Raw genomic sequence first — 14,107 nt, 5'->3', positions numbered from 1 at the left:
GGATTGTTTCCGTGGTTAACAGAACGCTGAAATGCAGAACGCCCCGGATTTCCCGGGGCGTTCGCAGAACTCAGTCTCTTTTGGGGGCGGCCTTTCAGTTGGCCAGGCGCCTCAGGAACGACGGGATTTCAAGGTCGTCCTCGGCGGCCGGTTGCGGCTCGGGCATCGGCTGGGCCGAGGCGTTCGAGCGCATCTGCGGGGCCGGTTGCTGCACATAGGTCGGCTGCGGGCGGGCCGGCTTCTTGGAGCCGAACAGGCTCCAGCCGCTCTTGCGGTGATCGCGGTCGTCATAGGCCGGCTCGGCGTAGTCGGGCTCGGGCGCAGGTTGCGAACGCTCCATATAGAGGTCGCCCTGGTCGGCCGGGGCGGCGGCGGCCGGACGGCGGCCGCGGTCGGATTCGAACTCCTCGACCCAGGGATCGACGATCGGCGCCAGGGTGCGTTCCTCGGCGACGTGGTGGATCACCGGCTCGGGAGCGGGAGCGACGGGAGCCGGTTCGGGCGCACGCGGAGCAACAGTCGGGGCTACGGCCGAAGCCGTCGACTGAAAGCTGGGAACGACGGGGGCCGGCTCGGGCGCGCGGTAGGCCTCGGAGCGAACCGGTTCGCGCACCGGCTCACGAACGGGCTCGTGACGGACCGGCTCGGCGCGGCTGGCGGCATAGGGGGCGGCCGGGCGGCGGGTGTCGGCGAAGGTCGGGGCGGCGGTCGGCTCGATGCGGGCGGCGACGCCCTCATCCATGCCGGTGGCCACGACCGAGACGCGGATCTTGCCGTCCAGGGCCGGATCGAAGGCCGCGCCGAAGATGATGTTGGCGTCGCCGTCCACCTCGGCCGAGATGGCATTGGCGGCCTCGTCGACTTCCAGCAGGGTCATGTCCAGGCCGCCGGTGATGTTGACCAGCACGGCCTTGGCGCCCTTCAGGCTGGTCTCGTCCAGCAGGGGGTTGGCGATGGCGTTCTGGGCGGCCAGCAGGGCGCGGTCGTCGCCGGTGGCCTCGCCCGTGCCCATCATCGCCTTGCCCATTTCGGACATGACGGCGCGGACGTCGGCGAAGTCGAGGTTGATCAGGCCCGGCAGGATCATCAGGTCGGTGATCGAGCGCACGCCCGAGTGCAGGACCTGGTCGGCCATGCCGAAGGCGTCGGCGAAGGTGGTCCGCTCATTGGCGACGCGGAACAGGTTCTGGTTCGGAATGACGATCAGGGTGTCGACGTAGCGTTGCAGCTCGGCGATGCCCGCATCGGCCAGACGCATGCGGTGACGGCCTTCGAAGGTGAAGGGCTTGGTCACGACGCCGACGGTCAGGATGCCGCGGTCGCGGGCGCATTTGGCGATGATCGGCGCGGCGCCGGTGCCGGTGCCGCCGCCCATGCCGGCGGTGATGAAGACCATATGCGCGCCGTCCAGGTGCGCGTGGATCTCGTCGGCGCTCTCCTCGGCGGCGTTCATGCCGACTTCGGGGTGGGCGCCGGCGCCGAGGCCCTGGGTGATGGTCTCACCCAGTTGAATGCGGCGGTCGGTCTTGGCGAAGGACAGGTGCTGGGCGTCGGTGTTGGCGACGACGAATTCAACGCCCTCAAGGCCGGCGTCGATCATGTTGTTGACCGCGTTGCCGCCTGCGCCGCCGACGCCGAAGACGACGATCCGGGGCTTCAGTTCCGTGGCCTGCGGCCGCACCAGCGAGAGAGTAGACATGTTTCTGTTTCCGACCTTCCGACCCTGCCCCCTGAACGGCCACTGCGAAATCCCCGCCGATTCGCAGTGGTTAACGGGCCCGTTAAGGAAACACCCGTCACCGTTAAGAGAAGGTTACCGACTAGCGTGAGTCGGGTGGCCGTCGAACGATTTCGTTAACCTGAGCCGCAGGAAGGACGGGGATAATCGTCATTTCTCGGGGTCGGGAGGCCGGCTTCGGCAATCTTCGCCCGAGACGCGAAACCCCGGCCGGATACGAAAAAGGGCGGCCCTTGCGGACCGCCCTTCTCGTTCAAGTCGGCAGTGTCGATCAGAACGGGCGGAAGTTGAACCCGATGTTGAAGCGACGGCCGTAGGGGTCGAAGTTCGAGTACAGGGTCGTTCCCAGCCACGGAGCCTGCTCGGCGTTGGTGACGTTGGTCACGCCGAAGCGCAGGTCCAGGTCGTCACGGATGGCGTAACGGAACTGGAGGTCGTGGCGGGCGAAGTTACCCGTGCTGTAGTACTCGGCCGGACGCGAGTCGATGTTGGAGACCATGTCGCGCGGCTGGACGATGTCCTGCGACGACTGCCAGTCCATGATCCAGCTCGCCGTGAAGGTCGAGGTGGGCGAGTAGGACAGGGTCGAGGTCATCCGGACGCGCGGGTAGAAGGTCAGGCTCGCGGACTCGGTGTAGTCGTTCGGGTTCGAGATGTTGTTGAACAGCTTCTGCTCGATCAGATACGTGCCGCGCAGGCTGTAGCTGATGTTGCCGAGATCCCAAGGCGTCACGTCGGCCAGGGCGGTGCGGTAGTTCACCGTGAAGTCCAGGCCGCGCGTGGTGCGCTTGGCGAAGTTGAACGACGCTTGCAGGAAGTCGGTGATCTTGAAGCGGTCGTCGTTCGGCGCCGGCAGATCGACCCGCGAACGGGTGATCACGTTACAGAAGACGTCGTTCAGGGTCGGGCCGTTGACGCAGAGGTTGGCCGACGTCTGACCGGCGACCGCCGACAGCAGGTCCTTGATCTCGATTTCGTAGTAGTCGAGCACGATGTTCAGGCCCGGGATGATCGGGGGGCTGTAAACGGTCGAGAAGGTGAACGATTCCGAGGTTTCCGGCTTCAGCGAGGGGTTGCCCGCGAGGGCGCCCGAGACGCTGGAGCTGTAGACCGGACGGAAGGCGTTCAGAGCGGTCGGATCAGAGAAGTTGAACACGCCGCCCAGGCCGAGGGCCGTGGCTTGCGTCTGACAGTTGGCGATCCGCTGGTTGGCGATGGTGCGGTCCGCCAGGTTGGCGATCTGCTGCGCGTCGCAGGGGTCGGTGATCGTGGCGAACGTCTGGACGCGGGGACCAAAGCGCTCGTTCAGGTCAGGCGAACGGGTCGAGGTGTTGAAGCTGGTCTTGAAGGCCAGTTCCGGGATCGGACGGTAGACCAGGTTGACGCCGTAGACGTCGTCGGTGCCCGTGGTCGAGAAGTCCGAGTAACGGTACGAACCGCTCAGTTCGGCGTAGGTGCCCAGCCAGCTGTCGCGGAACAGCGGGATCGCGATTTCGGCGAAGGCTTCCTTGGTGTCGTACTTGGCCTGGTCGCTCCAGTCGTCGCCGATGTTGCTCAGCAGCCAGCGGCCGTCAGCCGTACGGGTACGGCCGGTGCCGGTGGTTTCCTGGCGGCGGTATTCACCGCCCAGGGCGATACCGATCGGGCCGGCGCCCCAGTAGTCGCCGACAGTCGCCGAGACCGAGAAGACGGCGTCGTCTTGCTTGTTGGTCTCGTTAACGCCGGTGTGGGCGGTCCAGTAGGCCTGGGCGCCCGCCAGCTGCGGCGTGCCGTCGCCGAAGATGTTGTACGGGATACAGTCGCGGACTTCCGGGCTGTTGGCGGTCAGGGCGCCAGGCGTGCCGGCGAGGGCGCCGGTGTTCTGGTTGTCGATGGTCGCGCCGTTGGCGGTCAGCAGCTTGACGCGGCAGACGATGGCGCCGGGGGTGCCGAGGACGCCGGCGGTGTCGCGAACCGAGTCCAGGGCGAAGGCGAAGCGCAGGCCGTCAACCGGATATTCGTCGTTCTGGTTGTCGACTTCACCGTGGGTGTAGCCCAGATCCCAGCTGATGTCCTTCAGGAAGCCGAAGCCGTCATGGGTGCCATCGGCGCTCACGACGAAACGGTTCAGCTCGCGGCTGTTGTTCTGGATGCGGTCAGCCGTCCACGCCGAGAAGCGGGCGTAGGGAGCAGCGGCCGTGCCCGTGGCCTGGGCCGGGCTGTTCGCCGTCGGCTGGCCGTAGATCGTGACCATGTTGGTCTGGATCTGGGCCAGGACGTTGGCGGGCAGGAAGGCGTTGTCGAGACGCGACAGGAAGGACGACGGGCTGCTGGTCCGGGCGTTGAGCACGGGCTGCATCTGGTCGGCGACGGTGTACTGGTTGGTGAAGTAGACGTCGGCGAAGGCCGGACCGCCGTTCTGGTAGCTGTCCTCGGTGACGTACTTGTACTCGGCGTGCAGGTTGATCGAGTCCGTCAGGGCGAAGTTGGCGCCCACCTGGTAACGCTGCGATTCCGACGACGGGTACGAGGATTCACGGTTGAACAGGGCGGGGTTTTCACCGTCGCCGCCGATGTGGGTGCTCTGGAAGCGACCCGTGTTGGCGACGCGGCCGCCGAAGTCAGCCAGACGGGCCGAACCGTCCGAGTTGAACACATAGGTGAAGCCGGGGCGCGGGTTGAAGCAGTCCGCGACCAGACCGCCGCCGGCGCCCGTGGCCGGGATGTAGGTGCGGCAGGACGAGGCCAGGGCGATCGCCGGGACGTCGGGGTCGTTGGTGGCGCTGGCCTGAACGCCGTTGGCGATGGTCAGCTGGCCACCGCGCAGGATCTGCAGCTGGCGCAGGTTGCGGTACAGAACGTTGTCGATGGTGTCGTCGACCGGGTTGGCGGTCGGGTCGGAGTCGTTGCCGACCAGGCCCCAGGCCTTGCCCAGGAACTCGATCGACTCGGCGTTGACGTCGTCGATCTTCTCGTATTCGCCGAAGGCGTACAGGTTCAGACGATCATCCAGCAGGTTGACGCCGCCCAGGACCGAGATACGGCCCGTGGTTTCGTTGCCGCCCTTGTTGATGATGCCGTAGTTGCCGTCGATTTCCAGACCTTCGAAGTCCTTGCGCAGGACGAAGTTCAGCACGCCCGACACGGCGTCGGCGCCGTAGACCGACGAGGCGCCGCCGGTGACGATTTCGATGTTCTCGATCAGCAGACGCGGGATGGTGTCGACGTCGACGGCCAGCGAGCCGATGGACGAACCGACGTGGCGACGACCGTCGACCAGCGTCAGGGTGCGGCCGGCGCCCAGCGAGCGCAGGTTCGGCAGCGACAGACCCAGGGCGCCCAGGGCGTTACCGGTGGTGTCCGACGGAACCTGCGAGTTCGACAGGGCGGGGATGGTGGCCAGATAGTCGATGACGCTGGTCTGGCCGGTGGCCAGCAGGTCTTCGCGCTTGACCTGGATCAGCGGGGTCGGAGCCGTGGTCGGGTCGCGGCGGATGCGCGAACCGGTGACGATGACTTCTTCGACCTGGGTCGTGTCGCTGGTCTGGGCCGGAGCCGTTTGAGCGAAGGCCGGAGCCGCGGTGGCGGCGATCACGCCCGCCAGGATCGTAGTCCCGAGATACTTGTGCTTGAGAAGCATTATTTAGGCCCCAACCAATTTGAAACAGAGGTCGCCACCCGAGGAGAGTCGGATGGCGCGCTATGGTTTGGCTTAGAGGAAAACGTCGCTCTCGCAAGCATTGCGACCGCAATACGGCCACTGCGCTTAACTTCTGTAACAATCCAGACACAGTCTTGCTACGCAACCTGCATGCCCGGTGCGTTGAATTATATAGTCTTTTTGGGAGGTGCGGCCTGTCGCTGTCACACTTCGGAGACGCGGGGGCCTTAACGGCGACATGTTCTCGTTAGGCGAACGGCGAACTGGTCACAATCCCGCCGCGTGAGTGGCGGGTCTGAGACCGGCAGAAATACAGCCTAGAGGTTTTCGCGCAGCCAGCCGGCGGCCCGGGCGACGATATTGCCGCGGTGGACCTTGGGCGCGTCGGCGGCAGTGATCTGGCGCGACATCAGCTTGCGGGCCGAGACCGCCTCGCGCGGACCATAGGCGGCGCGCAGCAGGACGCCCGCCGAGGAGCAGAAGGCCGGGCCCGAGGCGGCGTCGGCCAGGTGGGGGGCGCGCTGGGGCCGGCCCAGACGCACCGGACGGTCGAACACGCGAATCGCCAGCTCGCGCACGCCGTTCAGCTGGCTGGCGCCGCCGGTGAGGACGATGCTCGCGCCGGGATCCAGCGCCACGCCGGCGTTGCGCAGGCGATCGCGCAGCAGCTCCAGCGTCTCTTCGACGCGCGGGGCGATGACGGTCTTGAGCATGGCGCGGGGCACGATCACGGGGCCGGCGGCCGGATCCTCGCCGCGCGGCGGGGCCTCCAGCATCTCCCGGTCCTCATTGGCCGAGGCCATGGCCGAGCCGTGCAGGGTCTTGAGCCGCTCGGCGCCCGCCTTGGACGTCGACAGTCCGCGCGCGATGTCGGCGGTGACATGATCGCCGCCGACGTTGACGGATTCGATGTGCAGCAGGGACCGGCCGCTCCACACCGCGGCGCTGGTCGAGCCGCCGCCCATGTCGATGCAGACGCAGCCGAGGTCCATCTCGTCCTCCTCGAGGGCGGCGAGGGAGGACACGACCGGCGCGGCGGCGACGCCCTGCAGGTCGAGGTGGGCCAGCTCCAGGCAGTGGCTCAGCGAGGCGAAGGCGCTCTCGGCCATGGACACGACCAGCAGGTCGAGGCCCAGCGAACCGCCGCGCATCGAGCGCGGATCATGGACGCCGCGCGCGCCGTCCACCGACCAGGCGATGGGCAGGACGTGAATCGGGCGCCGGTTGGGAAGACGGATCTGGGCCAGAGCCATACCGATGGCGCGGGCCAGGTCGGCGTCGCCGATCGGATGGGCCCCGACGGACACCCGGGCCTGAACGCGGTGGCTGGCCATCTGACCGATGGCGGTGGAGACGATGACGCCGGACACGGGAGCGCCCGAGGCGCGCTCGGCGCGTTCGACCGCATGGCCGATGGCCTGGGCCGCCTCGTCCATATTGACGATCGAGCCGCCCTTCACGCCACGCGACTGGACATGGCTGGCGCCCGCGACGCGAATGGTGCGGTCGGCATGGCGCACGCCGTCGGGCTTCATGATGAAGCAGGCGACCTTGGACTGGCCCAGGTCCAGGGCGGCCACGACCGGCGCGCGGTTGGCCTTGGCGGCCTCGGCCACAGCGTCGTTCTTGCGTCCGGTCATTGTCCCTGCCCTACCCTGTACTCAGACGTCGTCTTCGGCCGGAGCCGCATTCTGCACAGCCGCGACAGTGCGACCGGGGCGCACAGCGACGGAATCGTCGGCGCGCAGGTCCACGCGCGAGAAGCCGAGGTCCAGCAGCCGCTCGCGCTGATCCAGCGCGTCCAGACGGATCAGGGCCGAATCCAGCCCCATGGCCGGAAGCATGATGATGCTGCCGTCCTTGAGCCTCAGGTCCCAGCGGCGCTCGTCGACGCGGACCAGGGCGTCGATACGGCCCATCAGGCGCGGACGCTGGGCCAGCAGCGGCAGCAGTTCGGCGGCGGCGACATCGGCCCCCTTGCCCACCACCAGCGGCAGCTGGGGATAGCGGCCGGCGTCGGCGCCCGGGATGGTCTTGCCGTGGCTGTCGATGACGTAGTTCTGGCCGCCGGTCTGCCAGACGGCCAGACGGTCGTGTTCCTTGACCTCGATGATCAGGGTGTCGGGCAGCAGGCGCACGACGCGCGCCTCTTCCACCCAGCCCACGCCCTGCACCCGGTCGCGCATGGCGGCCAGATCCAGGCTGGTGATCGGCTGGCCGGCGTGGACGTCCAGCGCCGCGCGGATGGCGGGCGTGGCCTCGGCCGAGGCGCCGGTGATGTGGACGCGGCGCAGCGACAGACCCATGCCGGTCGTCAGGCTGTCCATACCCCGGCCCATGGAGGCGCCGATGCGCTCGGCGCGCGCGCCCGTGGCCAGGACCGCGCCCAGGACGCAGACCCCGGCGACGATGGAGATGACGACTGCGCGGGGCGACAGATCCAGCTTGCCGACGGCGGCGAATTTGCCGGCGACGACGGGAGCGTTACGGGCCCCGCGCTGACCGCCCTTCTTCGCAGAAGGGGATGCGCCGCGCTTCGGAGCCGAATTCGAAATCTGTCGCCGGCCGCCGCGTACTACCGCGGGCATGAGGCGTCCTCCACGATCCACCGGACAAGGTCTTGATAGGACATCCCGACGTAGGCGGCCTGCTCCGGAACCAGAGAGGTCGGCGTCATGCCGGGCTGCGTATTGACCTCCAGAAAGACCAATTCGTCCTTAACATCGTCATAACGGAAGTCAGATCGCGAAACCCCCTGGCAACCCATGGCGGCGTGGGCCAGCTCGGCCTGACGCAGGGCCTTCTCGAACACGTGCGGCGGCAAAACCGCAGGCAATTCATGGGTGGAGCCGCCCGGGGCGTATTTGGCTTCGTAGTCGTAGAAGCCCTTGGTGGGCGTGATGTCGGTCACGGTCAGGGCGCGCGGGCCCGACTTTTCCCCAACAACCGCGACGCAGAGTTCCTTGCCCGGGATATAGGGCTCGACCATCACCGTCTCGCCATAGGTCCAGCTGTCCTCGCCGACCTCGGCGACCGGACGGTTGGCGCCTTCGCGCACCAGGAAGACCCCGACCGAGGAACCCTCGGCATTCGGCTTGATCACATAGGGCGGCGGGATGACGTGCTCGCGCGCCACCTGATGCCGGTCATAGAGGCCGCCGCCGGGCACGGCGACGCCCGCGGCCCTCAGCACGGCCTTGGACTTGTTCTTGTCCATCGCCAGGGCCGAGGCCAGGACGCCGGAGTGGGTATAGGGAATGCCCAGGGTTTCCAGCACGCCCTGGACGCAGCCGTCCTCGCCCCAGGCGCCGTGCAGGGCGTTGAAGACGACGTCGGGCTTGAGCGCGGTCAGGACGGCGGCCAGATCGCGGCCCGCGTCGACGCGGCTGACCCTGGCGACCTGCCCCTCCAGGGCGTCGGCGCAACCCTTGCCCGAGACCAGCGACACCTCGCGCTCGGCCGACAGCCCGCCCAGAAGGACGGCGACGTGCAATTCGGAAAAGGGTTTGGACGACGACATGGAGCGCTCCGGGAGGTCTGACCTCAATGACCGAAACGTCCTTAACACCTCGTCAATGAAGACGACGCGAAGGGGGCCAAAGGCCAAAAGTTAGGCGCCGGCGCCGTAACCTGCCTCCGTCGTCCTCGGGAGGAAACGGACGCCTGATCCTGATCCTCTCTACTGCCCGCCCTGGGCGTCGGATCAGCTGAACAAGATGCGTAGAACCGCCTCAAGTCCGGGAGATGTTTCACAATTGAGGGTCAGTCGTCGCGACTGACCATCGATAATGACATCAAGCACGATCGGGGCCGCGTCCAGACACTCCTCGCCGCTCCGAGGCTCCGGCCTCATAAAGAGAGCGGGGTCCAAAAGCGCGGCATCCAGGGCGAGGGAGCCTTCCCGCGATAGCCGGATGCGTCGGGTCCGGCCGTATGCACGGCGCTCAACCGTCCAGTGCGACGCCCCTCTCGTAGCCGTCGCGCTCTCCGGAGCTCCCAGCAAATCTCCGATCTCTGCTTCCAACCGGTATTCATGCGGCGATGTCGAGCAACCGGCGACAACCAAAGCGGCTACGGTCGGCGCGAGGGCCAGCCTAAATTGGCGCACCCATTTCGGGAAAGTCGGGACGCTGAGCATGTTCGAGACTTGCCATTCGGTGGGCGGGGTCGTGATGCCGCTCCAGCATAATGCGAACTCGATCTGGAGAAAGGTCCGCAACGGATCGTAAGCCGACGTTGCAGTCTCGCCGACTTCAGCCCGGCCGCCCGATCCGCTTGATCTCCCAGTCCAGCTGGACGCCGGTCTTGGCCAGGACGTCGGCGCGCACGGCCTCGCCCAGACCCTCGATGTCGGCGGCGGTCGCCTCGCCGGGGTTGATCATGAAGTTGGAGTGGAGGTCCGAGAACATGGCCCCGCCCCCGGTCACCGCATGCAGCCTGCCGCGCCAGCCCGCCTCGTCGACCAGCTTCCACGACGAATGGCCGGGCGGGTTCTTGAAGGTGGAGCCGCCGGTCTTCTCGCGGATCGGCTGGGTGGTCTCGCGGCGCGAGGTGATCTCGGCGATGCGGGCCGTGACGGCCTCGGGCGCGTCGGGCGTCCCGCGATAGACGGCCTCGATCCAGATGATCTCGGCCGACGCCTCGGAGTGACGGTAGGTATAGCCGAAGTCGGCGAGCGAATAATCGACCCGCTCACCCGCCCGCGTCAGGCCCCAGGCGGAGACGAGGATGTCCTTGGTCTCCGAGCCATAGCAGCCGGCGTTCATGGTCAGGGCGCCGCCGATGGTCCCCGGAATGCCCGCATAGAACTCCAGCCCGGCCAGCCCGGCTTTCGCCGAAGCCTTGGCGACCATGGCGTCCAGCGCTCCGGCCCCGGCAGTGATGGTCTCGCCCTCGGTCGTGACGCCCGCGAACGGACGGCCCGCCAGACGGATGACCACCCCCTCGACCCCGCCGTCGCGCACGATGACGTTGGAGCCCACGCCCAGCACCATCACCGGCACGGCGGCGTCCAGACCCTTCAGGAAGTCGGCCAGATCGTCGGCGTCCGCCGGGATGAACAGGACCTCCGCCGCCCCGCCCACCCGGAACCAGGTGAAGGGCCCCAGCGGTTCGTCGCGCAGCAGCTTGCCGCGCACGGAAGGAAGGGTGTCTCGCCAGTCGCTCATGGGCCTGCGATGCCCGCTCGAGGGCGGCAAGGCAAGAGGGTCAGCCCCGAGATCAGGTGCTCGGCGTGTCATCCGCCGGATAGGGGAAGTAGAGCTGGTTGCCGTCCGGATCGGTGACGATCATCAGCGGATAGCCCCAGCGACCGTCCTTGACCTCGACCCCGCGCCGCTCGAACTCGGCCCGCGTCGCCGACAGCAGGTCGAGATCCAGAGAGATGAAGATCAGCCCGCCGCCCACCTTGTCGGGCCATTGCGACGACAGGATCAGCTCGCACTCCTGACGGCTGACCTGAACGATCATCCGCTCGCCGGCCTCGTCGTAGCGCCAATCCTCGCGAAACCCGAGCTGGCCGCGATAGAAGGCCACCGACCGTTCGATGTCCGCAACGAACAGGACCGGACGGGAATACCAGTCGGTCACCCTATCCCAGCGCTTCCAGCTGCGCCGGCAGGGCGTAGGCCCAGCTGGTGATGTCGCCGGCGCCCAGCAGGACGACGACGTCCCCGGAGGAGGTCGCCTCGGCGACGATGCGCGGCAGTGCGGTGACGCTGTCCAGAGCCGAAACCTGGCGGTGGCCGTAGCGGCGCACCCCGTCGACCAGCGCATTCTTGTCGACCCCCTCGATCGGAGCCTCGCCCGCCGGATAGACGTCGGCGATCAGGACCACGTCGGCGTCCGAGAAGCTGGTCGAGAACTCTTCCATCAGGTCGCGCAGCCGGGTGTAGCGGTGCGGCTGCATGACCGCGACCACCTTGCCCTCGGTGACCTGACGCGCGGCCTTCAGGACGGCGGCGATCTCGACCGGGTGGTGGCCATAGTCGTCGACGATGCGCACGCCCCCGACCACGCCCGTGGTGGTGAAGCGCCGCTTGACCCCGCCGAAGCCGGCCAGGCCCGCCTTGATCGCCTCGTCCGAGACGTCCAGCTCGCGCGCCACGGCGATGGCCGCCAAGGCGTTGGAGACATTGTGCCAGCCGGCCATCGGCAGGTGCAGCCCCTCGATCCGGGTCGGCTCGACCGACGGATCACGCGACTGGAAGACCACGTCGAAGCGGCAGCCGTCCGGCCCCATCTCGCAGCCTTCGGCCCGCACCATCGCCTGGGGGTTCAGCCCGTAGGTGACCAGACGCCGGTTATCGATCGAGGCCACCAGCCTCTGAACCTCGGGGTGGTCGAGGCAGACGGCGGCAAAGCCGTAGAAGGGGATGTTCTCGACGAAGTCCACGAAGGCGGCCCGCACCTTGTCGAAGTCGCCGTAGTGATCGAGGTGTTCGGGGTCGATGTTGGTGACGATGGCCACGGTCGACTTCAGGCGCAGGAAGCTGCCGTCCGACTCGTCCGCCTCGACCACGATCCAGTCGCCGTCGCCGACCTTGGCGTTGGTGCCATAGGCGTTGATGATCCCGCCGTTGACCACCGTCGGATCGAAGCCCGCCGCGTCCAGCAGGGCCGCGACCATCGAGGTCGTGGTCGTCTTGCCGTGGGTGCCGCCGACCGCAATCGAGAACTGCAGCCGCATCAGCTCGGCCAGCATCTCGGCCCGGCGCACCAGCGGGATGCGGCGTTCGCGGGCCGTCATCATCTCGGGATTGGTCGCCTTGACCGCCGTCGAATAGACCACGGCCGAAACGCCCTCGCCCACATGGGCGGCGTCATGTCCGATGAAGATCTTCGCGCCCAGCTTCTCCAGCCGTTCGGTATTGGCGCTGGCCTTGGCGTCGGAACCCTGAACCGAATAGCCGATCTTGAGCATGATCTCGGCGATGCCGCTCATGCCGATGCCGCCGATGCCGACGAAGTGGACGGGACCGAGGTCGAACGGGACGGGGCGAAGGCGAGCGATCATCCCAGCGGATTAGCAAGGGTCGAAACAGAATGCGAGACGGCTGTTCAGACCGTCATTCTGCGGGCGAAACGGCTCCGCCCGCCGGCCAGGCGCTGTCGCCGGTCCGGGTCAGATGCATCTCGATCACCTTGAACGGCGGACGGCCCTCCATGACGAACTCCCCGACCTCGTGCCAGGTCCCGTTCGCGAAGGTGGTGACATAGCGGATCTCCCCGCCCGGCACGGTCATGGTCCAGCGAAAGCCGTTCGCGTCGCCCTCGAACGGCACATCGACCACCCCGCCCTGGGCGTAGGAGCGCATGGCATAGGCCTTCTTCTCATTGTCCCAGCTCAGGATGGCGAAGGCGTTGAAGGCGGTCGTGCCGTCGGGATTCCAGGACCGCCCCTCGATCACCCGCACCGATCCGCCCAGCAGCGTCCCGATGCGTTCGGTATGTCTCAGGGTCTGGGTCCCCGCCCGCGTGGTCATCACGGCCGTGCCGCGCCACTCTCCGTCCAGCCAGGCCACCTTCTGCATGGCCTCGCGCTGCTCGGGCGTGCCCGCGGGCAGGTTCTGCTGCGCGCTGGCGACGGAGGGCGCCGTTGCGACGAGGCCCACGGCGAAGATCAGACTGGCGACGACTTTCATGGCGCTTCCCCTCAAGATTCACTTTGCATCATAAAGTGAAAACACTGTTCGTCCATGCGGCATTTAGTGCGCTACTGCCGCCGACGCGGTCGCCGGCTGCTTGAGCGCAGTTTGGGCGCGGATCGCGCTCAAGCAGCGAGCCGCCGCGCGGCGAGCGATAGCGCAACAAAAAACCCGCCGCAGCGAGGCTGCGGCGGGCTTATCTTTGGCTCTGAAAACCCGACCCTAGTGGGCCACGTTCTTCCAGATGCGGCGGTAGCTCATATAGGTCACGCCGGCGAACAGGGCGAGGAAGGCCAGCACGCCCAGACCCGCCTGCTTGCGATCGACCGCATGCGGCTCCGAGGCCCAGGCGATATAGGCGGCGACGTCCTTGGCCATCTGGTCCTTGGTGGCCAGGGTGCCGTCGTCGTAGGTCACCAGACCGTCCTGGGCCAGCGGCGGCGGCATGGCGATGAAGCCTCCCGGAGGGGTCGGAGCCCCTTCCGGCATGAAGGGCTTCAGGTCGCCGGCCATATAGGCGTTGTAGTGCTGGGTCGAGGTCATCTTCAAACCCGCCGGCGGCGTGTGATAGCCGGTCAGGATCGAATAGATGTAGTCGGCGCCGCCGTGACGGGCCTTGGCCATCACCGACAGGTCGGGCGGAGCCGCCCCGCCGTTGGCCGCCGCAGCCGCCGTGTGGTTCGGATAGGGCGACGGGAAGGCGTCGGCGGCGATGCCGGGACGCTGGATCGGTTCGCCCGTCTCATTGTCGATGTCCGCGACCTGGACCTCGGCCGCCAGCGCCTTGACGTAGCGGTTCTCGGCCGGGTTGGCGGCGTGCGGGTCGTAGAAGGGCCCGCCCTTCTCGCCCAGGGTCCGGAAATGCATCAGGCTCATCGAGTGGCAGGCCGAGCAGACCTCCCGATAGACCTTGTAGCCGCGCTGCAGCTGGCCCTGGTCGAAAGTGCCGAAGGGACCCTCGAAGGTGAAGCCGCCGTCGCGCAGGTGGTGGGCGCCGCCCTCGGCCAGGGCCGGGGCCGCAGCGACGCTCAGGCCGGCGAAGGCCGCGACCGCGATCAGGGTGTTACGGATGGAAATCGTCAT

General features: G+C 67.4%; 10 protein-coding genes. All 10 read right to left on the bottom strand.

From position 1 onward, the window contains the following. Positions 1-94: 94 nt before the first annotated feature. Positions 95-1,699, bottom strand: a complete 1,605-nt coding sequence (ftsZ, locus tag AC1ROD_RS17750) for a cell division protein FtsZ (RefSeq protein WP_492949577.1) — start codon at positions 1,697-1,699, stop codon at positions 95-97. Between the two features lie 310 nt (positions 1,700-2,009). Further along, entirely contained in the window at positions 2,010-5,357 is a 3,348-nt protein-coding gene (locus AC1ROD_RS17745; protein WP_492949576.1) for a TonB-dependent receptor domain-containing protein, read from the bottom strand. 338 nt (positions 5,358-5,695) lie between these two features. Further along, positions 5,696-7,018 (bottom strand): cell division protein FtsA, encoded by a 1,323-nt coding sequence (ftsA, locus tag AC1ROD_RS17740; RefSeq protein ID WP_492949575.1) that lies wholly within the window; start codon positions 7,016-7,018, stop codon positions 5,696-5,698. A gap of 21 nt (positions 7,019-7,039) precedes the next feature. Beyond that, positions 7,040-7,966: a cell division protein FtsQ/DivIB gene (locus AC1ROD_RS17735; RefSeq protein WP_492949574.1), complete on the bottom strand. Its 927-nt coding sequence runs from the start codon at positions 7,964-7,966 to the stop codon at positions 7,040-7,042. Next, on the bottom strand, positions 7,954-8,898 hold the full coding sequence (locus AC1ROD_RS17730) for a D-alanine--D-alanine ligase (RefSeq protein ID WP_492949573.1): 945 nt from the start codon (positions 8,896-8,898) through the stop codon (positions 7,954-7,956). Before AC1ROD_RS17730 ends, AC1ROD_RS17735 begins: the two co-directional genes overlap by 13 nt. A gap of 733 nt (positions 8,899-9,631) precedes the next feature. Beyond that, complete coding sequence (gene murB, locus AC1ROD_RS17725; protein WP_492949572.1) at positions 9,632-10,546, bottom strand: UDP-N-acetylmuramate dehydrogenase; 915 nt, start codon at positions 10,544-10,546, stop codon at positions 9,632-9,634. 52 nt (positions 10,547-10,598) lie between these two features. Then, entirely contained in the window at positions 10,599-10,967 is a 369-nt protein-coding gene (locus AC1ROD_RS17720; RefSeq protein WP_492949571.1) for a VOC family protein, read from the bottom strand. A gap of 1 nt (position 10,968) precedes the next feature. Beyond that, positions 10,969-12,393 carry a UDP-N-acetylmuramate--L-alanine ligase gene (gene murC / locus AC1ROD_RS17715; RefSeq protein WP_492949570.1) on the bottom strand — a complete coding sequence of 475 codons (1,425 nt, stop codon included), beginning with the start codon at positions 12,391-12,393 and terminating at the stop codon, positions 10,969-10,971. 52 nt (positions 12,394-12,445) lie between these two features. Beyond that, positions 12,446-13,021 (bottom strand): DUF1579 domain-containing protein, encoded by a 576-nt coding sequence (locus AC1ROD_RS17710; RefSeq protein ID WP_492949569.1) that lies wholly within the window; start codon positions 13,019-13,021, stop codon positions 12,446-12,448. 225 nt (positions 13,022-13,246) lie between these two features. After that, complete coding sequence (locus tag AC1ROD_RS17705; protein WP_492949568.1) at positions 13,247-14,107, bottom strand: cytochrome c1; 861 nt, start codon at positions 14,105-14,107, stop codon at positions 13,247-13,249.

The sequence above is a fragment of the Brevundimonas sp. GW821-FHT12E07 genome (assembly GCF_058807035.1).
Note: the sequence above shows the minus strand (reverse complement) of the source record. Positions and strands in the feature narration are given on the sequence as shown.

Coding starts and splice junctions, on each gene's coding strand:
- AC1ROD_RS17745 (WP_492949576.1), bottom strand. CDS start 5,357: ATGCTTCTCAAGCACAAGTATCTCGGGACTACGATCCTGGCGGGCGTG.
- murB (WP_492949572.1), bottom strand. CDS start 10,546: ATGAGCGACTGGCGAGACACCCTTCCTTCCGTGCGCGGCAAGCTGCTG.
- AC1ROD_RS17705 (WP_492949568.1), bottom strand. CDS start 14,107: ATGACGATTTCCATCCGTAACACCCTGATCGCGGTCGCGGCCTTCGCC.
- murC (WP_492949570.1), bottom strand. CDS start 12,393: ATGATCGCTCGCCTTCGCCCCGTCCCGTTCGACCTCGGTCCCGTCCAC.
- AC1ROD_RS17710 (WP_492949569.1), bottom strand. CDS start 13,021: ATGAAAGTCGTCGCCAGTCTGATCTTCGCCGTGGGCCTCGTCGCAACG.
- AC1ROD_RS17730 (WP_492949573.1), bottom strand. CDS start 8,898: ATGTCGTCGTCCAAACCCTTTTCCGAATTGCACGTCGCCGTCCTTCTG.
- ftsA (WP_492949575.1), bottom strand. CDS start 7,018: ATGACCGGACGCAAGAACGACGCTGTGGCCGAGGCCGCCAAGGCCAAC.
- ftsZ (WP_492949577.1), bottom strand. CDS start 1,699: ATGTCTACTCTCTCGCTGGTGCGGCCGCAGGCCACGGAACTGAAGCCC.
- AC1ROD_RS17735 (WP_492949574.1), bottom strand. CDS start 7,966: ATGCCCGCGGTAGTACGCGGCGGCCGGCGACAGATTTCGAATTCGGCT.